General features: G+C 37.6%; 13 protein-coding genes. 7 read left to right on the top strand and 6 right to left on the bottom strand.

The features are described 5' to 3' along the window. Positions 1–103 precede the first annotated feature (103 nt). The 6 genes from glgB to CWS31_RS07525 all read left to right on the top strand — a co-directional run bounded on the left by glgB (position 104) and on the right by CWS31_RS07525 (position 13,848). Complete coding sequence (gene glgB, locus CWS31_RS07550; RefSeq protein ID WP_101345531.1) at positions 104–2,332, top strand: 1,4-alpha-glucan branching protein GlgB; 2,229 nt, start codon at positions 104–106, stop codon at positions 2,330–2,332. A gap of 77 nt (positions 2,333–2,409) precedes the next feature. Next, positions 2,410–4,062 (top strand): alpha-D-glucose phosphate-specific phosphoglucomutase, encoded by a 1,653-nt coding sequence (locus CWS31_RS07545; protein WP_101345530.1) that lies wholly within the window; start codon positions 2,410–2,412, stop codon positions 4,060–4,062. 123 nt (positions 4,063–4,185) lie between these two features. Then, on the top strand, positions 4,186–5,781 hold the full coding sequence (locus CWS31_RS07540; RefSeq protein ID WP_101345529.1) for a glycogen synthase: 1,596 nt from the start codon (positions 4,186–4,188) through the stop codon (positions 5,779–5,781). 629 nt (positions 5,782–6,410) lie between these two features. Continuing rightward, positions 6,411–9,023: a carbohydrate-binding domain-containing protein gene (locus tag CWS31_RS07535; RefSeq protein WP_101345528.1), complete on the top strand. Its 2,613-nt coding sequence runs from the start codon at positions 6,411–6,413 to the stop codon at positions 9,021–9,023. Positions 9,024–9,223: 200 nt separating this feature from the next. Then, a complete protein-coding gene (locus CWS31_RS07530) occupies positions 9,224–12,376 on the top strand; it encodes a di-heme oxidoredictase family protein (RefSeq protein ID WP_101345527.1) in 3,153 nt (1,050 codons plus the stop codon). 275 nt (positions 12,377–12,651) lie between these two features. Next, positions 12,652–13,848, top strand: a complete 1,197-nt coding sequence (locus CWS31_RS07525; protein WP_101345526.1) for an AraC family transcriptional regulator — start codon at positions 12,652–12,654, stop codon at positions 13,846–13,848. A 42-nt stretch (positions 13,849–13,890) separates the two neighbouring features. On the opposite strand, the gene CWS31_RS07520 is transcribed toward CWS31_RS07525, so the two are convergent. From CWS31_RS07520 to CWS31_RS07495, 6 genes are all read right to left on the bottom strand, one after another. After that, the gene (locus tag CWS31_RS07520; protein WP_101345525.1) at positions 13,891–16,470 is read right to left on the bottom strand and encodes a TonB-dependent receptor; all 2,580 of its coding nucleotides are present in this window, start codon (positions 16,468–16,470) and stop codon (positions 13,891–13,893) included. Positions 16,471–16,525: 55 nt separating this feature from the next. Next, positions 16,526–19,429 carry a response regulator gene (locus CWS31_RS07515; protein WP_101345524.1) on the bottom strand — a complete coding sequence of 968 codons (2,904 nt, stop codon included), beginning with the start codon at positions 19,427–19,429 and terminating at the stop codon, positions 16,526–16,528. A 395-nt stretch (positions 19,430–19,824) separates the two neighbouring features. Then, on the bottom strand, positions 19,825–20,502 hold the full coding sequence (locus tag CWS31_RS07510; RefSeq protein ID WP_148747745.1) for a hypothetical protein: 678 nt from the start codon (positions 20,500–20,502) through the stop codon (positions 19,825–19,827). 14 nt (positions 20,503–20,516) lie between these two features. Beyond that, positions 20,517–21,512 (bottom strand): 5'/3'-nucleotidase SurE, encoded by a 996-nt coding sequence (locus CWS31_RS07505; RefSeq protein ID WP_101345522.1) that lies wholly within the window; start codon positions 21,510–21,512, stop codon positions 20,517–20,519. A 141-nt stretch (positions 21,513–21,653) separates the two neighbouring features. Next, positions 21,654–22,844 carry a hypothetical protein gene (locus CWS31_RS07500; protein WP_148747744.1) on the bottom strand — a complete coding sequence of 397 codons (1,191 nt, stop codon included), beginning with the start codon at positions 22,842–22,844 and terminating at the stop codon, positions 21,654–21,656. A 61-nt stretch (positions 22,845–22,905) separates the two neighbouring features. Next, the gene (locus CWS31_RS07495) at positions 22,906–23,781 is read right to left on the bottom strand and encodes a hypothetical protein (RefSeq protein ID WP_148747743.1); all 876 of its coding nucleotides are present in this window, start codon (positions 23,779–23,781) and stop codon (positions 22,906–22,908) included. A gap of 310 nt (positions 23,782–24,091) precedes the next feature. Here CWS31_RS07495 and CWS31_RS07490 point away from each other — a divergent pair, with 310 nt between their 5' ends. After that, positions 24,092–25,783 carry an ABC transporter substrate-binding protein gene (locus tag CWS31_RS07490; RefSeq protein WP_101345519.1) on the top strand — a complete coding sequence of 564 codons (1,692 nt, stop codon included), beginning with the start codon at positions 24,092–24,094 and terminating at the stop codon, positions 25,781–25,783. The last annotated feature ends 44 nt before the right edge of the window (positions 25,784–25,827 follow it).

Genomic DNA, 25,827 nt, shown 5'->3' with positions numbered 1-25,827 from the left:
CAGCTAATTTCTATGTAGTTATTTTCAATTTCTATCTAGTGAGTTTTTATATAATTGATTGATATTACAAAGCCTTAAATTTAATGGTACCTAGGAAAAAATAATGGATAACCTAGCAAAAAGTTTGTTAGATAACGCAGAAGTCGCAGCAATCGTTAATGTTAAACACCAAGATATTTTTGCCGTATTAGGCATACATCAGCATCCTACAACGAGCGGTTTAATTGTCCGAGCATTTTTACCACATGCGCAAAGTGTTGAAGTGATCGATACGAAAACTAATAAATTAGTGGCTGCGCTTAGCCTTGTTGATCAAGCTGGACTTTTTGAAGGAAAATTGGGCAAACGACGCAATAGCTTTGACTACCGTTTACGTGTTTCTTATGAAAGTGAAACTATTACTATAGACGATCCTTATCGCTACCCTTCCCTTATTAGTAACGATGACCTTTATCTTTTTTGTGAAGGTACTCACGAACAAGCTTATCGATGGATGGGCGCGCACGAAAAAGAAGTAGATAATGTAAAAGGTACTCACTTTGTTGTTTGGGCGCCTGATGCTAATCGTGTTTCTGTGGTTGGTGATTTTAATTACTGGGACGGTCGACACCACGTCATGCGCAAACATCCCGCTTCTGGCGTTTGGGAAATATTCCTCCCTAATATTTCCGCTGGTGCAAGTTATAAATATGAAATAGCCGATAAACACGATCATATTCAACCATTAAAAGCAGACCCTTATGCTTTATCAATGCAATTAGCGCCAGACACGGCTTCTAAGGTTATTCAAAACAGTAATTACCAATGGCAAGATACGCAATGGATGAATGAACGCGCGACGACATCAAATCCCTACAATGGCGCTATATCAATTTATGAAGTACATCTAGGCTCGTGGAAACGTAACTCACAAGCCCAATATTCACCTGCATACTTAACCTATCGAGAACTAGCCGAGCAATTAATTCCTTATGTGGTTGATCTGGGCTTTACTCACCTGCAATTAATGCCGGTAAGTGAATACCCGTTTGATGGCTCATGGGGTTATCAACCTATTGGGCTTTTTGCGCCTACCGCGCGTTTTGGTAGCGCGGAAGACTTTAAATACTTTGTAGATTGTTGCCATAACGCAGGCATCGGTTTATTGCTAGATTGGGTACCTGGACATTTTCCAACCGACGAACACGGTACGGGTAAATTTGATGGCTCGTGTATTTATGAACATGCAGATCTACGTCAAGGTTTCCATCCTGACTGGCAAACGCTAATTTATAACTACGGTCGTGCTGAAGTAAAAAGTTACTTAATCAGTAATGCTAATTACTGGCTAGATCAATTTCATATCGACGGATTACGCGTTGATGCCGTTGCTTCAATGCTTTATTTAGATTACAGCAGAGAAGCTGGAGAATGGTTACCTAATATTCACGGCGGTCGTGAAAACTTAGAAGCTATCGCCTTATTACAACAAGTAAATACTCGCGCTTATTTAAAAAATCCGGGCGTAATGATGATCGCCGAAGAATCAACTGCTTGGCCGGGTGTATCTAAACCGGTAGACAGCGGTGGCTTAGGTTTCGGTTTTAAATGGAATATGGGCTGGATGAACGACTCATTAAAATACATGGAACGAGATCCTATCTACCGTCAACATCATCATAACGAAATGACTTTTAGCTTAGTCTACAGTTTTAGTGAAAACTTTGTTTTGCCATTAAGTCACGATGAAGTGGTACACGGCAAAGGTTCATTACTTAACAAAATGCCTGGTGACGATTGGCAAAAATTTGCCAATTTACGTGCCTATTATGGTTTTATGTGGACCCATCCGGGTAAAAAACTGATGTTTATGGGCTGTGAATTTGCACAGCGCGATGAATGGAATCATGATCAAAGTTTAGATTGGCATTTACTTGAGCACGACAGCCATAAAGGCGTACAATCACTGGTTAGAGATCTTAACCATGCTTATAGAAATATTCCAGCCTTACATGAATTAGATTGCGACGGTAATGGTTTTGAGTGGGTTGATTCACAAAACAATCAACAATCAATTTTAATTTATTTAAGAAAAGGTAAAAAAGGCACAGCTCCCGCTTTAGTGGTAGTAAACCTTACGCCAACAAGTTATGAAAATTATACCGTTGGCGTACCTCAGGCTGGCTATTACCGCGAATGTTTAAATACTGACAGTAGTATTTATGGTGGTAGTAATGTTGGGAATGGTGGCGGGGTAAACTCTCAACCTGTGGCATCCCAAGGTCAAACGCATACAGTTACCTTAGCTATACCGCCATTAGCAACGATGATTTTTGAATTACAGCAAAATTAATAAGTGAATACAGTTAAGATACGTAAACTACAAATATATTGGATTAAAATAATTACCGATTTATCAAGGATAAAGTAATGACAACAGAAAAAACAAATCAACCTAAAAAATATAAGACTCGCGCATTTATTGATCAAAAGCCGGGTACTTCTGGCTTAAGAAAAAAAGTCACTCAATTTCAACAAGTGGGTTATTTAGAGAATTTTGTTCAAGCCGTATTTAATACCATTTCGCCTTGCCAAGGCAAAAAATTAGTACTCGGTGGTGATGGTCGTTATTTCAATCGTGAAGCGATCCAAGTAATTATTCGAATGGCCGTTGCTAATGGTTTTTCGCATATTTTAGTTGGTCAAGGTGGTATTTTATCAACACCAGCGGCTTCTTGTGTGATCAGAAAAAATCAAGCATGCGGTGGTATCATTTTATCTGCAAGTCATAATCCAGGTGGCCCAGATGAAGATTTTGGCATTAAATTTAATGCCGAAAATGGTGGTCCAGCGCCAGAGAAACTAACCGACGCTATATTTGAAGAAACACTGTCGATAGAGAATTACCTAAAATTTGATTCTGCTGATATAGAATTAGATCAGCTAGCAACAATACAATTAGACCAATGCCAAATTGATATTATTGACCCTGTGAGTGATTACGCCGACTTAATGGAGTCCATGTTTGATTTTGATGCAATGAAAGCGCTAGTTTCCAGTGGTGATTTCCGTTTATGTTTCGACGCTATGCATGCGGTAAACGGTCCTTACGCTAAAGAAATTATTGAAAATAGATTAGGCGCTCCAAAAGGCACCGTAATTAATAGCATACCCTTAACTGATTTTGGTGGCGGTCATCCCGATCCAAACCTAGTTCATGCACATGAACTTGTTGACTTACTTTATGGTGACGATCCGTTAGATTTTGGCGCCGCATCAGACGGTGATGGCGATCGCAACATGGTTTTAGGTAAAAACTTTTTTATTAACCCGTGTGACAGTTTAGCGTTATTAACAGCTAATGCGCATCTAATACCCGCTTATGCCGATGGCATTGCAGGTGTTGCCCGCTCAATGCCAACTAGCCGTGCAGTTGATCGCGTAGCAAAAGCCATGAATATTCCTTGTTATGAAACACCTACAGGCTGGAAATTTTTCGGTAACTTATTAGACGCTGGAAAAATCACACTCTGTGGTGAAGAAAGCTTTGGTACAGGCTCTAGCCATGTAAGAGAAAAAGATGGTTTGTGGGCAGTACTCTTTTGGTTAAACCTTATCGCCGTTAAAAAACAGCCTGTAAGTGAAATAGTTATGAATCACTGGGCACAATATGGTCGAGATTACTTTACCCGTCATGATTATGAAGCGGTAGACAGCGCTGCAGCAAAAGACATGATCAGCCAATTAAAAGCTAAGATACCTACCTTAGCGGGTCAAGTTATTGCAGGCGCGACAATAGAATCAGCTGATGATTTTGAATATATTGATCCCGTTGATAACAGTAAAACTACCGCACAAGGCGTTAGAATTTATTTAACCAATGGCGGTCGTATTGTATTCAGACTTTCAGGAACAGGTACTCAAGGCGCAACATTAAGAGTGTACTTAGATACTTACCAACAAAACCCTGAGTTGTTAGCCCAAGAAACACAACAAGCGCTTAGCGAGTTAATTACCGTAGCAGAAGCGGTTGCTGGTATTAAAAGCTTCACAGGCAGAGAAAAGCCAGACGTAATTACCTAAGAATCACATCCAACAATTACACATATCGGTTAAAGCTAACTGATATGTGTACCTTTTTACAAATAAGTAGAAATATTCAGAAAGTGTTTGATGAAGAACGCCCCTCAAAAAATAAGGTAAACAATGAAAATATTAATGGCTGCAGCAGAAAATGATGCATTACCGCGTGGTAAAGTAGGCGGAATTGGCGATGTTGTTCGCGACATACCTATTGCTTTAGCTAAAATTGGTCAAGTGGTCGATGTTGTTATTCCTAGCTATGGGAGTTTCTCTAAACTCGCTGCAGCGCAACATATTACCTCGTTAGAAGTCGTCTTTGCAGGCCAATTACAAACGGTTGATATTTTCAAAATTACGGTAGCAAACCCGCAAGACAATGTGACGCAATGGGTCATTGAACACCCAATGTTTGCTATTGGTGGTGTTGGCGCCATTTACTGCGATGATCCCAATGACAGACCTTTTGCCAAAGATGCTACTAAATTCGCGTTATTCAGTGCCGCTGTTGCTAAAGCAATAATTAGTGATGTTTTTGGTAAAATTGATGTTTTACATTTACATGACTGGCACACCGCTATGCTATCGGTATTGCGCGCCTATGATCCTGAATATAAGCAATTACAATCGATTAAAACGGTTTACACCATTCATAATTTATCATTGCAAGGTATCAGACCACTTGATGGCGACGAATCATCATTTAAAGCATGGTTTCCCTATTTACCTTTTAACCATAATCAAATTAACGATCCTCGTTACCCGCATTGCTATAACCCAATGCGCGCAGGCATTAACTTGTCAGATAAGGTACATGCTGTTTCGCCAAATTATGTTAAAGAAATATTATTACCCAGTGATCCTGAGCACGGTTATGTTGGCGGTGAAGGTTTAGAAGCGGATTTACGTAACGCAAAAAGCACTGGCAGATTACATGGTATTTTAAATGGCTGTGAGTATTCTGATAAAGGCGATTCTCGTCTTAGTAATCGCCTTAGTTTAGCTGAATTAATTACCTTGTCTGAAACAGAGATCCTTAAATGGATTTCAGACAAACCGTTAATTGATAGCGCCCACTTAATTGCGTTAACGCGCTTAAAACAATTAAGTGAAAAAAAGGCATTTCTATCAGAATCAGGTAAATCAGCGCAACAACCTTTAGTATTAACGTCAGTGGGTCGAATTACCGATCAAAAAGTTAAACTATTTCAGCAACTAATGCCTAATGGTGAAAGCGCATTAGAACACTTACTAGCGCAATTAGCTGACGACGGTGTATTTATATTGCTAGGTAGCGGTGATAAAAAATTAGAAGAGTTTTTAGCTCACGTATCATCTAACAACAATAATTTTATCTTCCTTAAAGGCTACTCAGAAGCTTTATCTGAAAGTATATACTGCTCTGGCGACTTATTCTTAATGCCAAGTTCATTTGAACCTTGCGGTATTAGCCAAATGTTATCAATGCGCGCAGGACAACCTTGTTTAGCCCATAGCGTTGGCGGTTTAAGTGACACCATTATTGATAAAACTAATGGTTTTACTTTTACCGGTGACACGCCCATTGAGCAAGCTGAAAATATGCTCAGCTGTTTTAAATCGGCCATTGAACTGAAGAAACAAAAAAAGACAAAATGGAAAGATATTTGTAGCAAAGCACATAAGGCCAGATTCCTATGGCGTGATGTTGCACAAACTTATGTGACGGATTTATATAGTTAACGGCTCTTTTCTGAGTCATAACTAAGTTAAACCTAAGTTATACCTAAGTTATGACTGACCACTACAAAAATGTTTTCAAGTTAAAGACTGATATGACTCTTACGTAAGTTATATCAGTCTTTTTGTTTACACTTTCAAAAAATATAATGCCTCGTCCAACTGCGCCAGACCAAGCCAGACCAAAGCCAGACCAAAGCCAAATTAATGACTTAATTTCGGATTATTCGGCTAAATTACGTCTTATTTTTGTTTCCTTTCAACGCAGCCTGCAAATTTATCAACTTGTTCACTTCTATTTTTTGTACTTTTTATTCTCTAAATTTTTTATTTAAGTGATTTTTTTACAAAAACCATAAGTTAATTTTTTCCATCTTAAACAATAGCATAGACCATGGTCACACTTTAATAACAAAGTATTTCATTAAATCAACAAAAGAGTGACGACTTGTTTTTCAGCAAAGTAGATATTTCATCATGCTTAATTCGATTATTGCTCCCTATTCTTATTTAGCGGTAAAAATTTAGCGTTAAAAAAGCAAAATAAAATGAACACTATTCAAGGAGGAAGCTAGGGAGTTACTAGAGAATTAGGTTTCGTAAAACAATAAAAATTATAAGAGATTTTCATCATGAGAAATAAAAATTTAAGTAAGAAGTTTAGCGGCAATACTAGCCAATGGTTATTAACAAAAAAGATAAAAACTCCACTAAGTTTTTTAACTGGTGCGCTACTTTTAGCAAGCATTCAAGTTAATGCTGAGGTAGGACAATTATTATGGGAAGACAATTTTAACACCTTAAATACTGAAAATTGGCATGTTGATGTTGGTGACGGTTGTGATCAAGGTTTATGTGGCTGGGGTAATGCCGAGCTACAATGGTATGGTGAAAGCAATACTTATATTGATGATGTTCCCGGCGAAACAGGTAATAAAGCATTAGTATTAGAAGCTCGCAGTGAAGCCAGTAATGGTTATGCTTTTACTTCAGGCAAAGTGGAAAGTAGCGATAAAGTAGCCGTGCAATACGGCATGATTGAAGTGCGCTTACAAATACCTGATGTTGGTATTGGCTTATGGCCTGCCGCTTGGATGTTAGGTACTTCTACACAAAGCTGGCCTGCCAAAGGCGAAATCGACATGATGGAAATGGGACAAAGCGCACAAGCCCGTGAAGACGCTGGCTTTCCTGGTGCAGAAATCAATAATTATGTAGGTTCAAACCTTATTTTTTATACTGAAGATGCTTGTAGCGACGGTAACCCAACCTGTGCAGCCAGTGTTGCATGGCAAAACGACAATGCGCATCTTTCATCAACTCCCCTAACCAATCGCTTTGTTACATACCGTACTTATTGGACCGAAACTGAAATACGTTTTACCGTTGAAGACAATGGTGTTGAATACGATATGTTCGATTCTCCTTTTGGCATTTCTGCCGATGCAGATGAATTTCAAGCACCATTTTTTTTACTACTTAACTTAGCCGTTGGTGGTAACTTCACTGACGCTGCTACCAATGACCAAGTAACGGCAACAACACCCGCTAAAATGTATATAGATTATGTACGTGTTTATGAGCTAGACGGTCAAGGTGAAGTATTTATTGGTAATCAAACAGTTGCTGAAGCAGGAACTTTTGGTGTATTTACTGACACTACGCCAACAAATAACAAACTTGAAGCAGGTCAAACCTCAGACATTTATGTGTGGAATACCGGCACTGTTGTTGACGGCACCATTGCGCCAATTGAAGGTGATAATGCAATTAGCTGGAGTTACACCGGCACTAACGAGTGGTTTGGTGGTGGTATAAACACTCGCCAAGTGCGTGACATGAGTAATTTTGCTGATGATGGCGAGATAACTTTTAACATTAAAATACCTGCTGATGTTTCATTTAAAATAGGTATTGAAGATAGCTACACCAACCAAAACTGGCTTGATTTTCCTGCTAATACAACAACCTATGGTTTAGTGCGTAATGGCGAATGGGCAACAGCAACAATCCCTGTTGCAGATATGCGCGGTACATTAATTGCCTTACAAGCAATAGAAGGTATGTTTTACATTGCTAGTATGGACAGTGATTTACCGTCAGGCCCTTTTGAAATGGCTATTGATGACATTGTTTGGACTGGTGGTGGAGAAGTCATTATTACCGACACCGATGGTGATGGAGTTGACGATATTTTAGATAATTGTGCCAACACTCCTGCAGGTGCTGTAGTTGATTCAAACGGCTGTGAAATTGTTACTGTGGTAGATAGTGACAATGATGGCGTTAGTGATGACAATGATTTATGTCCAGATACCGCAACAGGTGTATTAGTTGATGAACAAGGCTGTACTTTAATTGTTGCACAAAGCGAGTTAATACAAGCGGAAGATTACACTAACTTTTCAGATACTACTTCAGCCAACCTTGGTGGCGAATATCGCACTGATGCGGTTGATATTCAAGTAACATCAGACACAAATGGTGGCTATAACGTTGGTTGGATTTCAAGCGGTGAAATGCTTGCTTATACTCTTGAATTAGGTGCTGGCACTTATGCGTTATCAACCCGTGTTGCATCGAGAAAAACAGGTACTTATACCATCTCAGTTGACGGACAAACAATCAACACAGATACCGTGGCAACAAGTGCTTGGCAGCGTTGGGAAACCCATGAGCTTGGTGATTTCACTGTTGACTCAGGTGAACATACTATTACGCTAACGGTAGACAGTGGTAACTTTAATATTAACTGGCTTAACCTTGAGCTTATTGAAGTAACACCAATTGACAATGACAACGATGGTGTACTTGATGATGTTGACCAATGTCTTTCAACAACAGCAGGCGCGACAGTAGACGAAACAGGCTGTGAAGTAGTAGTTGATACAGACAACGACGGCGTGCTTGATGATGTTGATCAATGTTTAGATACTACGGAAGGTGTAACCGTAGACGAAAATGGCTGTGAAGTTATTGTTGAAGTATTAGGACTAGTTGAAGATTCAAGTAGTAGCGTTGAATTTTTTGTTAACCTAAGCGGTTGGGCAGATGTTCATTATGTGCTTAATAATGGCGGTCAACAAAACTTGCGCATGACCAATACAGGTGAAAGTAATACGAGAAGTTTAGCTAATTTATCTACTAGTGATGTCATTTCGTATTTTTATACTTATCAAGATGACAACGGCACAGTAAGAGACTCTAGCTGGCAAACACATACTTTTAGCGGTAATGGCTTTTAAGGTGATCCACCTTCTAAGCTAAAACTAATAGATAGAAAATAGCACTCAAAGGCCACTTATTCCTTCATAACAGGGTAATAAGCGGCCTTTATTTTTTAACAATATTAACCAATAACATTAATAATTTTTGAACGATAAATCATGTAACTAAACATTTAGAAATATAAGTATAAAAAACAATAAAATAAGGAATAATAACGATGAAAAATAATAAATTATTCACCACGATTTTAAACTGTTTAACCGTTTCACTCTTGTTAGGCAGTAGTCAGGCCGCTGCTTTCAACGTATTAATTCAAGCAGAAGATTACACTAACTTTTCAGACACCACATCAGCTAACCTTGGTGGGCAATACCGCACTGACGCGGTTGATATTCAAGTCACCTCAGACACAGGAGGTGGTTATAACGTCGGTTGGATTGAAAGCACTGAAATGCTTGATTACACCCTTGAATTAAGTGCTGGTACATATGTTTTATCTACCCGTGTTGCCGCAAGAAATACGGGCGATTACACCTTAAGTATTGATAGTCAAACCATTGCCAGCGATACGGTGGCAACCAATGGTTGGCAAACTTACCAAACCCATGAAATTGGCGAATTTACCGTTTCATCGGGTGAACATACCATTACACTTAGCGTAAACAGCGGTAACTTTAATATTAACTGGTTAAACCTAGAGTTAATAGCAGAAGCAATACTTGATAGCGATAATGATGGTGTACTAGATGACACAGATCAATGCCCTAATACTCCCATAAATACGTCAGTTGATACTGCTGGTTGTGCTGTAGTAATTACTAGCCAAGTATTAATTGAAGCAGAAGATTATACTGATTTTAATGATAGCAGTACCGGTAATACCGGTGGTCAATACCGCTCAGATGACGTTGATATTCAAGGCACAACCGATACTAACGGTGGCTATAATATTGGCTGGACTGCAGCAGGAGAATGGTTAGAGTACGAAGTAACTTTAGGTGCGGGCACTTACAATGTTAGCACACGAGTCGCATCACCTAGCGGTGGTGGAAGTTATGAGTTAAGTATAGATGGTAATGTGTTTACTACTGACACTGTCGATAGCACTGGAGGTTGGCAAAACTATACCACGAATGATAATGGTCAAATTACGGTGCAAGCGGGCACGTATACAGTACGACTTAATATACTTAACGCTGGCTTTAACCTCAATTGGCTACAGTTGACGTTAACCGACGATACTGTAGATACAGATAACGATGGCATTAATGACAGTAGCGATCAATGTCCTAATACACCAACAGGTGAGGCGGTAAATTCATTAGGATGCTCTGTTACTAACTTATCAGTTACGCCTTTATACAACAGCGCTACTGCTTTAGAAGGTGTTCATCAAGAACATACCTCTACAGCATTAATAACACGTTTTGGTGACCGCCCACGTACACGTCATGCTAAAGAAAACGAATTCCAATCTTACGATCACTATATTGCCCATTATTTTGAACGCCGCTCTTCCAGTGTTGAAATTATTGACCATGTGGCAAAAGGCGGTGAAGGTATAACAATCAACGTACGAACCGTTTGGCCAATTTCAACTCAACGCGAAGGTCGAGTTTGGTACATGGGCTGGGGCACTAAAGCTGATTACATTGATAATTCTTTAATGCAAATTGACACAAGTCGTGGTGATGAAAATGGTTATGACGGATCGCATTTTCACTACACAAAAACAGTTACCTTTAACCCTCGAAAATCCCCATCTAACTTAGCTACCGCAGGAGATACCGCATTAGGTAATTTTGGCTATGATTCTCCTCCAATTGCCATCGGCGATTTAATGGAGTTTGAAATTAGCCAATTTAGTGGAACTTTAAACGGTGAGATTATCGGTGGCCAAACTAACTATTACGGCTCAACCTTTTTGTATATTGCCGGTTCTGGGATTGTTCCTTGGTATTTAGAAAACCCCGGTGAGTTTGTTCAATATCAAACGCATTTTCAAGAAGATAGCCGAGAGCTTCCTGAAGAGTATCGATTAGGTGGCGGCACCACCGCGCCATACCAATATACCGATGAACCAGATAACTATTTTATGCAAATGGCGTTAAATATTGATTACGATAAATCACAAAAGTTTTTGGAAGGTCGTCGTGTTTTTCATTCCTCTTTTATTGACGGTCAACATGATGAATTTGTCGACAACGGGACTTTTACTGAGGTAACTAACCTTATTGGCGCACATTACGTGAATGAAAGTTGCTCAAGTTGTCACGAACGTAATGGCGGCGCGGCAGTAGAAGCGAATGGCGTACCATTAGATCGCTGGGTATTTAAAATTGGTGATGTATCAGGTGAACCAGATGCTGATCGAGGTCGAGTAATACAACCGAGCAATACCAGTGGAAGTGGTGAAGGTACAGTGGCTATTGCACAATGGACTGAGTTAGAAGACGGTTTACGTACTCCTACTTTTACCTTTGAAAATGGTCAGCCAGCATTATTTTCTGCACGTATTTCACCAAGGATTGTAGGATTAGGTTTGTTAGAGGCAATTAAGGAGGAAGACATTCTAGCCTTAGAGCTAGCACAACAAAGTACTAACGATGGTGTTTCTGGTCGCGCTAATATCATAACCGCCCCACAAAATCCGGCAATTTCACGTATAGGTCGTTTTGGTTGGAAAGCTTCAACGGTAAGTGTTGAGCATCAAGTTGCTGCGGCATTAAATACTGACATGGGCGTTAAAACATCATTATTACCTGATTTAGATTGTGGTAGTAACCAAACTGATTGTAGCTCGGGCGCAGCAGCTTTAGATGACACAAACTTAGACAAGCTCGTTTATTATGTACAAGCATTAGCAGTACGTGCCCAGCGTGGCTTAGAATCGGGCGTTGAAAATCAATCGATTAAATCAGGTAAACAAGTGTTCGTTGATACTGGGTGTGCGGCTTGTCATACGCCTTCATTCCAAACAAGTGAATACCATCCTTTAGTCGAAGTACGTGATCAAGCTATTCAACCGTACACGGATATGTTGATTCATGACATGGGTGATGGTTTAGCTGACAACTTAGGCGAAGGCTTAGCTAGTGGTCGCGAATGGCGTACCACACCATTATGGGGTTTAGGTTTATCCATGTGCGTAACTAACGGGGTTATTAACCCTACGGGCGCTGAAGGTGATGACGTTTGCAACGAAGCGCCGGGTGGCACTTATTTACATGATGGCCGAGCGCGCACTATCAGAGAAGCAATTCTTTGGCATGGAACTAATGGCAGTGAAGCGTTAAGCGCCACCAATAACTACAAAGAGTTATCTGCAAATGATCTCAGCAACTTACATAACTTCTTAGAAGCACTTTAGTTTATTAGCATATTTATTCAAGCAGTTTAAAAGTGAGATAAAAATCTAAATTAAAAACTTAAGTTCACACCTTAACTTAAAGGCTTAAAATATTGCCTTAAAACATTAACGGAGCAGCAATGCTCCGTTTTTATTTATAAAACTCATATTGAAATAATGAACCTTTCTAAATTACAATTTAATTTCATATTATATTAACCTTGTGTTAACCTTTTTTATTCGCCTATCATCAAGGAAAGTACGATAGTTAAAACTAAAAATTTATCGAGTCAACTATGTCAATAATCGACGATCGTATTTTCAACCTCAACGATATTTGCTTCATCATTACGATCATTGAATGCTTAATACTTGCCTTTTATCGTTTTTTTATCGACAAAAGCCAAGGAGTCCAAGATGTTATTTTTGGCGCTTTTCTACTAGCAATAGTAGTAGAGATATTAACTAAATTAATTATGTGGAATGAGGCACTGCCTGCTTCCAATACAGTACGCCAACAATTATTACCTTATTTGTTTGTTATTGGTCATCTAGCAAGGGGACCATTATTTTTACTGTATGTGTACTCAATAACACAAACAAAATATCACATTAAATTAACTGATTGTTGGCACTTTCTGCCCATGTTCATCGGCTTATTTATTGTTTTAGGGATTTCAGGTACCACGCAAGATTTAAAAATGTACTCTGATGTGACACAAGAGCAGTCTCCAATTTCTACGGTTATTTGGTATTTTGTTACCACAACATCCGTTTTATATGCCGTATTTTCATTAATTACAGTCAGACAATACTATGCTCAATTACAAGAAAATTACTCCTCGTTTTCAACGGTAGAAGTTAACTGGTTAACAACCATTTCTTCTTGTTTTATTCTCTGCTGGAGTTGGTCGTTTATTATTGTGCTGGTTGCTGATCAATGGGGAGGTGTTATCGCCGATGATATAGGGAAAGTGTATAACTATTTAATATTTATCTTAATCAATGCGCTATTTATTTACAGCCTAGTTCATAGCCATAGAATGTTGACATGTAAGCCTTTTATTAAAAAAGCCAATCATAATAAAGATAAATGCGAGCATATTATTAACCAAATAAACTCGGCAATAACCGAGCAAAAATTACACCTAGAAGCAAATATTAACATTGAAGATTTTTCTAATAAAATAGATGTTCCGGCAAAAGATGTTTCCTATGTTTTAAATAAAAAGCTGAAAACAAGCTTTTTCGAATTCATTAATTATCACCGGATCGCCGAAGCTAAACGATTACTTAGAGATGAAGGTTCAAAGGATAAGAATATTCTAGAAATTTTACTTATGTCTGGTTTTAATAATAAATCGTCATTTCATCGTTTTTTTAATCGTTTAGTTGGTATTTCACCAAGCGAATACCGAAAAAACAAAACGATTCCAGACAAAGCTCTTGAATCAAGTATTAAAGTTACAGCTACTTATATTGCAAAGTCTTAGCCGCTTTTTAGTAACATATTCAACATATGCAAACGAAAGATTTTAATAAAAATTAACTCCAATCGATATACCAAAAAAACGTTCGCCGCTATTTTCAGATGGCTGACAAGTAATTGTAGAGGTTAAATCAATCCCTCTTTCACCTAGGTCAGCTTGAGTTGTTGTCGGGGTAATAATATTTTGCATACCTATATCTACACAGTAGGTTTCTTCGGTAAGGTTTTCAGCCCAAAGCGCAACGTTATATTGATGTTCTTGACCAAATTGATAATTAAGTCGAGCATTAAGCCAAAATTGAGCATTTTTGGTGGCGTATCTATCACTATCGTAAGTTAAACCATCAATTTGTTCACTAACATATCTAAAGTCACTTTCTAGGGTGAATAAACCAAATGAGCTATCTATTTGTTTACGCAATAAACCATTTAAGGTAACAGCTGGCGAGTTTGGTAATTCATGTCCTTCATCTGCGGCAGTAAAAGTGCCGCTATTTGTTATTTCAGTATCTAGAAAACCGATACCTATTTGTGTGTACCAAGTATCTGCCGGGAGCCATTTTATTTCGCTTTCTACCCCTTTAGTTACCGAAGTAGGAATATTGACATAGCGTGGTTCACCATTAAATACACCAAAGGTTTGTAAGTCTGTCCAAACATTATAGAAAACAGCACTGTTAATTTGCAGTGTTGAAGTCAGCTGAGTTTTTAAGCCAAGTTCATAGGCATCTAAAGACTCAGGTAAGAATGCTTGCTCTGCCCCCTCACCAAATAAAGCCGCTAAAGCGCGAGTGTCAAAGCCCCCTGATTTAAAACCGCGCGCAAAACTAATATAAGTAAAGTTATTTTTACTGAGTTGATAATCCAAAGCGACTTTACCACCCCACTCTGACAATTTTTGTTGAAGTTGATACTCTTTAATGGTGGCAGGTAATATCGTACAGTCTGCAAAATCAGCCGAATAACAATTTTCAATAAAACTTTTATCTAGAAAAATATCGGTAGACACACGATCAAAAATCAAATCGGTTTGGGTATTAAAAGGTTTTGCTGAAATACTGCTACCGCCAGCTGGATTGGTATTATAATTTGTAGCCACACCAAAACGCGAGTCGGCTTGTTTGTTGTTTTCGGTATAACGTAGCCCTGAGCTAAGCACTAAGTTGTCGGTAAGCGACCACTCTAAATGCCCATAAAGTGACACATCTTCATCAACTTGTTCAAGTATATTATGAGCAACAATATCTCTGGGAACATTACTTTCAGGTCCAATATAATTAAAGCGTCGGATCATGGTATATAAATCCATATTCTCATTAAAATAATAAGCCCCCACTAACCAACGTACTGCTTGGTTTTCTGGCGACATAACGCGTATATCATAAGACTTCTGAGCATAACTAGCGTCTCTATTGGGTATAAATTGTAATGAATTTGTCCCTGAGGTCTCGTCTGCCGTTTCAAGTAACGTGTTATCGTATGATGCGCTAAAGTTAATACTATAATTATTGTCGAACAAATGATTCAGCTTAAAGAAACCACCACTAATTTTCGCATAAGATCGCGCGCTTGATACGTTATATATTTTGTGCCAATCACCCGTTGCAGGATTAAAACCATTACGGTCTACACTGTTAACTATATCGCTGCTATTAGCATCAACATTTTCAATAAAAGGAGAAATACTGGCTTTGTCATCCGGTAAACTATTATCTTTAAAGTCTTGCACGCCATTAATCAATAAATAAGGATCGTCGGCATCGCGTGTACCATAGGCTCTATTGCCAATATTAGTACCGTGATGATTAGCTGTGTGATAATTAAAAAGTAATTCGGTATTATCACTGGGTTGCCATAATAATTGAGCACGAGCAGATTGCCTGTCTTTATCACCGAGGCTGCTTTCACCAAGCGGCTCGCCTGCACTGTTAGTTGCTAAATTAGTATAAATACCCTCTCGTTGAATTGATTGACCGGTGATTCTTAAGGCGACACTTTCACTTAAAGGTGCATTCAACGCTGCAGTAAATTCACCTAGATTATAATTTCCTACATTACCTATAATGTAACCCGAAGCATGGTCATCAAGAGAAGGCTTTATCGAAATATAATGAATTGCACCGCCGATAGTATTTCGGCCAAATAAGCTATTTTGTGGTCCTCTTAATACTTCTATTCTAGCGGTATCGTAAACACCTAAAATACCCGAATACGGTGTGCCATAGGATATTTCATCGCGGTAAATGCCTACTGCTTGATTCACATTACCGTGCGGATTATTAGTACCAACACCTCGAATACTATACCCCACAGCTAGCTCGGTTGTGGCATTAGTACTAAGATTAGGAAATAAAAATAATATGTCCTCCATATCGGTTAAACCCAGGTTGACGATCTCGTTTTCATTTAAAACATTAACAGTGATGGGAATAGATTGAATAGATTGATCACGCTTTTGCGCAGTAACCGTAATGGTTTCCAGTTCGGTAGTTATCGCTGTGTTTTGATTTACAACTACTTGTGTAGTGTTTATGGAAGGTTTTTCTAGGTCATAAGATAATGACTGTGTCGAGAAAGTTAATATAAAACTAAACAAAATATAATAGGGCAACAAATTAGCAATCATAAAAACTTAATCGAGGACTTTTATTCAGTATAGGATAATTAACCAAGGTCTGATGTTATTTTTTTTCCTCCAACCAGTATTTAAATTTAGCCATAAATTCAGCTAAATTAATCGGTTTAGATAAGTAATCATCCATACCGCACGCTAAGCATTTTTCTCGGTCACCCGCCATCGAATTAGCGGTTAAAGCAATGATAGGTACGCTTTTAGCGTTTGCTATTTTATCACTACTACGAATAGCCGCAGTCGCTTCAAAACCACTCATTACTGGCATTTGGCAATCCATTAAAATTAAATCAATGAGCGCACCTGTTTCCAATATTGAAATGGCTTCTAAGCCATTGTTAGCCACTTTACAATTTACTTTAAAATGTTTAAGTATACCTAAAGCTACTTTTTGATTTATGCGATTATCTTCTACAAGTAGTATGGTGATTGCGGAAAAGTCATCAACATTTTCATGACTATCTTCATTACTATGTTCATTACTATCAAGCTTAATAGCCTCATTCATTGCTTCTGTATTATATTCAGTGACCAGTGTTGCTGGTTGTAAATTTGTTTGGCTTAACACCTTAGATAAGGCTTTTACTAACTTTGTCGCGGCTGTTGGTTTGGTTAGATAAGCAGAAAAGCCATTATCAATATAGTATTGATAATTTTCATTCAACATAACCGAGGTCATCATCATTAGTTTTGCTTGTTTATAAGCAGGGATATTATGAATTTCTTTCGCCAGCTCAATACCATTCATTTCCTCCATTTGAAAATCAAGGATCATAGCATCAAGCTCAGGAGCATTATCACTCGTTAATAATGCCAACGCTTCAGCACCACTTTTTGCTGAAAAAACATAAGCTCCCCAATGACTTAATTGGCTAATAAGAATTTCTCTATTGGTTTTATTATCATCAACAATAAGAAAGTTTTTATGGGATATATCAATAAAAGTGGCTTCGTTATCAATAACTTTTCCTGTCGGTAAAGTGAAATTAACAGTGAAGGTACTTCCTTTATCTATCTTGCTGATAACCGATACTTCTCCGTTCATTAATTTACATAGTTGTTTGGTAATGCTCAAACCTAAGCCAGTGCCGCCATATTTTCTTGTTGTGCTGTTATCCGCTTGAGTGAACGCTGAGAATAAATTAGTTATCTTATCTTTTGCAATACCAATGCCTGAATCGGTGACACTAAAAGTAAAATCAATACGTTCGTTATTTTGCTCGCCATCGGTTTTCGTACTTTCGGTTTTAGAGCTTTGGGTTTTAACACTAATGACAATTTCCCCTACCTCGGTAAATTTAATAGCGTTGGAGACAAGATTATTAAATATTTGACGAAGTCGACTAGGATCGCCTTTCACAAAAACATTGTTAATATTTTTAGTATCAACAATAATCTCTAAGTTTTTTTCATAGGCAAGAAAACTCATTGAGGTGATGCTTTCTTCAATAAGCAGTTGTAAATTAAAATCAATATTTTCTATATCGAGTTTTCCAGCCTCTATTTTAGAGAAGTCTAAAATATCATTAATCACGGTTAACAATGACTGCGAACTACTTTCAGCAATACTAATATAATGTTTTTGCTGTTCATCAAGCGGGGTATTATTTAATAAACCGAGCATTCCCATTACCCCATTCATCGGCGTTCTAATCTCATGACTCATATTCGCTAAAAAATCACTTTTAGCGACAGAGGCGGCTACGGCTTTGTGCTTTGCAATAAGTAACTCTTCGGTTCTTTCCAGAACACGTTGCTCTAATAAGTTTTGCTCCCGATGAAGAGCATTGATAGCAGACTTTCTTTTTTTGTTGGCGATAACCAAAAGAAAAACAAAAATTGAAAGCACAACAAACGCGAATAAAGTGAATAAAATCCCCACCTTATATTGCTCAATAAATGTCGGTTGATAAAACTTGATAACGGCTTCGGAAATGTGAGATTGCACATCAATATTATGCTTTATTAATTGCCGTGAATCATATAAGTGAACATTCACGAGGTCGGCAGAATAATTTCTAATTTCATTACCTTGGGCAATATCAATAATTATAGTACCGATAGCCTCTCCTACTTTAAGGCCTGATAGCATATAACCACCTACCACACCTGAACCTAGCATTGATCCCCAAAAACTAAAAATAGGCGCATTACTAACTTTCTCTAGTTCGCTTACTGTTTGATAAGGTGTTTGGAATGAACCATTTTTAAAACGCATAATCGGCGTAAATAATATAATAGTGCCCGGTGGTTGATTGGCAACTTGTTGACGTAATATGACTAAAGGTTCATCCAATACATATTTAATTTCAATGGAGTTAGGTAATAGTTCAAATTCTTCATTTAAACTTTTTAAATGCACCCGTGCTAAGGTCGCTTTTTTGTCGGCAAGCACGACTATTTTTTTAGGTGAGGTTAAACGGATCAGATCATTCACTGATTTTTTATAATCATTACTCGCATCAATAAGTACTTTATTGTGTACTTGGCTAACATCTACCGCACCAGAGCGAACAAAAACCTGTTTTATTTTTTTAAATAACTCAAGGTTTTCAGTTAAAAAATTGGCCGAAGGTATACCATTTGAAATGACAATATCAAGCGGTGTATTTTCATATTTTTTTGCTAAATAATTTGCCATAGCAAGATTTTGCGAGCTTTCGCTGAATCTTGCTGAATCTAAATACTCTTGATAAATATCTACAATTACAGGGCTTTCTTTTAATTTGCTTTTCAAACCTGCCAATATCTCTCGCTCCATAGGTAAGTCTCTATTACCGGAGTTAATTAATAAGATATGTAGATGCTTTTTAATTAGTGTATTTTCAATTGTTGGTGAAGGCTCTATCGATAACGCATCACCTGATGAAATTGTCGCGATAAGTACTAGGGCATAACTAAATAAGCTTAAGATTATTGAGGAAGGTAACCATTTCATTTTAGTAAAAAGCATTCTTTATATATACTCTCTAAATAGCTAATTTATTATATGTTATCAACCTAGTATAGCTGAAATTTAGATGAACGAGAGAGTACTTTATGATCACAACATCTATGTTAGTTAATCTGAAATCGAGTTAATGATAGCTACAGACAACCTCAGTTTGGGTTAAGTAACCTAAAAGGTAAGCAGCGGAAAATTATTGGCATACAGATGATTAATATTAATTTGTAGCAGACATTTATTACTTCTAATCGGCAAGGTTAGCGGTCTTTTTAAAGTGAAATCACAATTTAAAAAGCCCTACTCCATTGGAATCCATTGGCAATAGGGCTTTATCTATACTTTGCTTTTACTCGTTACTATTAACTAATAACCCATAACTAATAATCCATAACTATTAACTGTTAAGCTTTGAACCAATAACCCGATAAAATCGAATTAGGTAACGCTACATTCAATGTGTCATTTTCTTGATATAAAGAGTCGCTAGTAATATAACCAATGGTTTCTTCAATATTACAGCTGGCGTTTTGACTAATTTCTATCACGGGTCCTGAGTCAACAGTGATACTACCTGTCACCTCACAATTATTAACAAGCCCTGTAAAATCACCTGCCGCGTCGATAGTTACCGTGTAATTATCACCATTATTTACTAACTGATAATTACCCGCTAATTCAGTAAGCGATAAGTTAGTCGTATCGCTAGTAGTTGACAAGACTAATGATTGACTTTGCAGTTCACAGCTAACACTTTGTTCAACAAGGCTACACTGACCCAGATCAGCAAAGCTGATACTTGTTTGGTTAGTATCTTCATTAACCGAGTAATCGCCGCTAATAACTTGAACATTCTCGTTTCCATCAGTTAAACGTAATGTCGCATCATGCTGATGGATAGCCAATGTTGCTAACAAAACATTGCTTTCTATTTCATAAGCCACTTGATAAGTGCCAAGATAAGTTGCTAATAACGTTTCATAATTTTCTTGTGGTGACGCTTCAATAACAGCATTTTTTTCACTGTCATCACAGCCAGCAAGTAATGCTAATATCACACTAGGAAGTAATAATTTTTTCATTGTTAAACTTTCCATTATTTTATTAAACCATTTAGCTTTAATTCCATTAAGGCTGTTTTGGCTGAAGTGGCCTGTACGTTTGCTTCAATCGTACTAATTGTAACGTAACCTTGCTCTAATAATACGCCTTCACTATTGGCATTATTGTCGTTTACAAGACCACCATCAGCAATAGAAACGCCACCTTTACCTGCATATTGACTTTGCGCTATCTGCATTGCCGTTGCCATATCTGGTGCATAACCTGCTGCTAAAATACCTTGTGCAACATAGCCCATTACCGTTTGGTCTTGTGACATGTCGTCAACAAATTGCACATCAACATTACCTGAATTCCAACCTACGCGGCTAAAAACATAACCTTGATGATTAGCAGAGTCTGCAGGAGTATTTACATTTAATCCGGTAAATGCTGGTAACAACGCCTGCCCTTCTTTTTGATTTGCGATTAATTCAGCAACAATATCTACCACCACTTTTGCCATCGCTTCCGTATTTTCATCGTCCATATGCGCACTTACCGCAATAGCAGGAATACCACGAGCAATAGCAACGTTAGCGGCACCTAAAGTACCTGAATTATTAGTTAGATAACCTAAGTTATTACCTTCATTTGGTCCTGATATTAATAAATCAGGTGCAGCGCTCCATTTTTCTTGAGCTAGAACATCAATACCATATAAAGCAGCCATTACTGGCGTACCGTTACTAAAATCTTCATATGCTAAGGTTTCATCGGTTTCACCAATACAGGCTTTATTGTCTGCGATTTGACTGCGGTCTATATTCACTGCTTTTAAAAATTCAACAGCGCCGCCCTTACCACTTTGTCCGATACAAGGTGCAGCCATAACTACATCATGACCTCCTGACTTTAATTGAGTAAATAAAGTTTTAATATTATGTGTGTCCCAACCATCATCGTTGGTTAATACAATATTTAATGCTGAAGCTGGCTGGCTTAAACATAAGCCAATTAATGAACTGCCAAGTAGTGTTTTAATTTTCATAGGTATTTCTCTGTTTGAGTTAAGTAGACGCAAACAAAGTAGTTTAAAAAGATGACAGTTTGGTTAAAGAGATATCTCTTTACTGCATCGAGATATCTCTTAACCCAATAAAAACGGAGATCATGATATATAAGTAAGGAACTACAGCAGTATTTTTAAATCAGTAGAAAAACCATATTTATAGCGTGTTGTTTTTAAATCTCGCTCTTTTATTAACAAATAAGGGCTAGCTAAATCACCTAATAATGCCATCAGCTCATCTTTAATCTTATTACGGTTTAACTCCAACGCTTTAGCTTTTAGGCCATTTTGCGATAGATCATTCATCGCTTTGCTGTGACCATTATATTCGAGCATGATAGTAGCTAATAACTCACCTTGTTTACGATCTGGTTGTGTCTGTGAAGGATTTACATACAAAGGAAGTTGAGAAATAGCGCGCTGCGCATACCAATAATAATAAAATAACGGTGTGGCAGTTAACGTTATAGTTAAGCCGTGCGCTGTAATTGTTTTAGCAGATAAATTAAAACTCAATTGCTCATCACTTTTGGCAATAATCAATGCTGACTCAACAGTATGTTGGTGCTCTAACGCTTTAATAAACCATAATTGTTGTTCATGAGCTATCGGTAATGGTTCGGCTTTTATCAATGCAAGTGCAATCTCATCAGTTAATAAACCTCTTTCTATACATAAGGTTACTATGCGTGGTAAGGCATTAATGTTTATGCTGCTATCGTGCAAGTTATTGTCATTTGAGTTGGCAGCAGCTTCTTGGCTTATTATTAGCTTAGCAAGCTTTACCGCGAGCGTTTTATTAACACCCGCTTGCTCAATATTGTCTTGCCACTGTTTAGCTTCTTGTCTTTGCTTATTTGGTAATAAATAAAACAAATAGCTTAATAATGAGCTAAGCAATAAACTGATTATTATTGTATTGAACATATTAAATTGATACGTCAATAAAAATTCTGCTTGAACTAATTCACTGCCATTTTGCCAACTGAGTTGATTAAAGCCATCAATGTGATTTATCTCATTGTGCTCTACTGAAGCCGCAGTAGAGCCCTCATTTGAATTTTTAGGGCCGGTTGAACTTAATGAAAACTTAAGATGCTCAAGTGATATAAAATTCACTAATGGTAAAGGCAAAGGGTTATCAACACTAATACGTTGATTCGATAAAACTATTTTATCCGCTATTTTATTTAGTTGATCTTCGTTATTAAAGCTATTAACTAAAGCACTGTTAAGTGTTGCAGGAAGTTGCAAACTTAGCTGCGCTTTTACTGCACTATAAAGTCGTAAATGGCTTATTAAAGTCAACAAAACAAAAATACTTGTTAAAAGTAAAAAATACTTAAGTGTATATTTCATTTTAATTTGATTATTAGTTTTCAATAAATATTTCATTCAATTTATTACAGTCATTTATATGAATTGGTTCTTGCGTTAACCTTGCTAAAACAGGCTTGAGCAAGGTAAAAGATTGTTGAATAGTACAAATAAAATCGGGCTTAACTTGCTTGCTAACATAAACACTACCTAATGGCGCTGTATCATCTATTAACAATAAATGCTCTGCCGGCCAATCTGATAAAACGGGAATACCTTTTACACTTGGGATAATATCAACCTCTCCCCGTAAAAAAGCTTTTAATAACCCGCCTTTATTTGAATAATAATGAATAGCTAACTCATTTAACTGATACCCAGACTGGCGTAAATATTTAATCGGTAATTGGTGGCTTGATTGGCTTTGACTATCACTAACCAAGCCAATGTTATATTGCTTCAAATCAACATTATCCATTACGTTATTACTAAACCAATACACTGAATAATTAGGAAACGTTAACACCTCTTGGTAAAAATGATTAAAACTAGGTAACAAGCCCTGCATTACATGCTTACGACTAAACATCACATCAAATTTTTGTTGTAAAAGGTAATCACTATTAATTTTTTCTCGAGGTAACCAAGACACTTCCACTTCATTGTAAGACCTAGCGACTAATGTTTGATCACATAAATGATTCGCGTATTGCTTAGCGAGTATTGCTGACGGAAAGTGTACTGATAATTTACTTACTGACTTAGTAGGTGACTTAGTAGATTGCCTAGTAGACAACTTGTTCGGTGCTTCATTAGGGGAGTAATTAGAAGAATTATCCGTTACAGCTTTTTTTACCTGACATTGATAGCTGTGTAAATTATCCAATGTCAAAGGCGTAACTGTAGATGGCGTTAACAGAAATAAAGTCACAATAACCACTAACAATAGCATGAGTATTTTAATTATTTTAATAAAACGGCTTTCGTGAGTCTTTTTTATAGTAGAAGCGAGTGTAGGGTCGAATGCCAGCATGCCTGATAACTTTTAACTATTGAAAAAAGAACATTTTATAACAGTTTTATGACACTAATATTGCCACCCCGTAAAATTAAAACATTCATCCCACCCTTTTATTTTGTATTGCCACTTGCTCTTGCCCCCTTTTTCAGCCAATACTATAGCCTCACAACACTTGCCGTAGAGCAAGATCTCCAGTAAAAGCCCAAAACAAAGGTCGAATATGCACGCCAAACAGTTAACCAGTTTCCTTCATCATTTTGCTTATAATACTTTTCCAAGTTTTACTCATTGCTTTTACCGATGCATATTATTCTTTATTTTTACCCTACCGTTTATATCTGCACAGGCTGCCAATGTACCTAACGGTATTAAATTAGCAAAAGAGCAACATCTAGTGCGCGGAGTTGGTGCTGAAGTTGCGTCGTTAGACCCACATAAAATAGAGGGGGCTACTGCAGGTACCGTGCTTCATGATCTAATGGAAGGATTAACCACAGAAGATGAAAATGGGAATTTAATTCCTTTAATTGCAGAGCGTTGGACAACCCAAGACAATAAAACCTTTACCTTCTATTTAAGAAAAGACGCACTTTGGTCTAATGGTGATCCCGTTACCGCTGATGATTTTGTTTATAGTTGGCGCCGTTTAGTTGACCCTAACACCGCCTCTCCTTATGCCTGGTATCTAGAAATGACCACCATGCAAAATGCTGCAGAGATAATTAAAGGCAATAAAAAGCCAGAAACTCTGGAAGTAAAGGCGCTCGATGATTTCACTTTACAGGTTAAGTTAACAGAATCAATACCTTATTTCCCAAAAATGTTGGTGCATACCCCAGTAAAACCAGTTCATAAGGCAACCATTGAAAAATTTGGCAATAAATGGACTCGCGCAGAAAACTTTGTAGGTAACGGCGCATATAACTTAAAGAAATGGACGGTAAACGAGCGTATCGTTCTGGAAAAAAACCCTCATTATATGGATGCCGATCAAGTCATCATTGAACAAGTATCTTACTTACCTATTGAAAACCAAGTAGCAGAAATGAATCGTTTTTTAAGCGGTGAAATTGATATTACGTCGCAAGTTCCTAATGAGCATTATTCACGCTTAACCAAAGAGCACAGCGATTCGCTACGTATTTCTCCGCTACTGTGTACTTATTATTATGGCATTAGAGTAACTAACCCACCATTTGACGATGTTCGCATTCGAAAAGCATTATCTTACGCGTTAGATCGTGACATTATTACTCACTACATTACCGGTAAAGGTGAATCACCAGCTTATTATTTTACCCCAGACAAAACCGCTGATATGGTTGCCGATTTACCAGACTATGCAACGTGGAGCCAAGAAAAACGTGATACTGAAGCGAGACGCTTATTAAAAGAGGCAGGGTATGATGAAGATAATCCACTAGAATTTGAACTACTTTATAACACCAGCGAAAACCATAAAAAAATAGCGACAGCGGTACGTCAATTATGGAAACAAGCTCTGGGCGTTAAAATATCTTTGATAAACGAAGAATGGAAAACCTATTTAGACACCCGCCGTTTTGGCACATTTCAAGTTACCCGTTCAGGCTGGTGTGGTGACTACAATGAACCATCAACTTTTCTTACCTTGTTAATGTCAACTAACTCGTCAAATGATATGCATTATAAAAGTGAAGCCTACGACGCTATTTTAAATCGCGCATTACAAGCAACATCAAACAAAGACAGACAACAAGCCTACAAAGAAGCTGAAGCTATGTTGGCAGAGGATATGCCTATTATTCCTATTTACCACTATGTATTAGCACGCTTAGTGAGCCCGAATATTCGTGGCTATTCAATGAATAATGCGCTAGATATTATTCCAAGTAAATTAATGTATAAAGTGGCAGATACCCACAAAGAATGAATGTTCAAGTAATTGTAGCAGTCTCAACAGATATCAAGAATAAG

Source organism: Colwellia echini (assembly GCF_002843355.2).
Taxonomy (GTDB): Bacteria; Pseudomonadota; Gammaproteobacteria; order Enterobacterales; family Alteromonadaceae; genus Colwellia; species Colwellia echini.
Note: the sequence above shows the minus strand (reverse complement) of the source record. Positions and strands in the feature narration are given on the sequence as shown.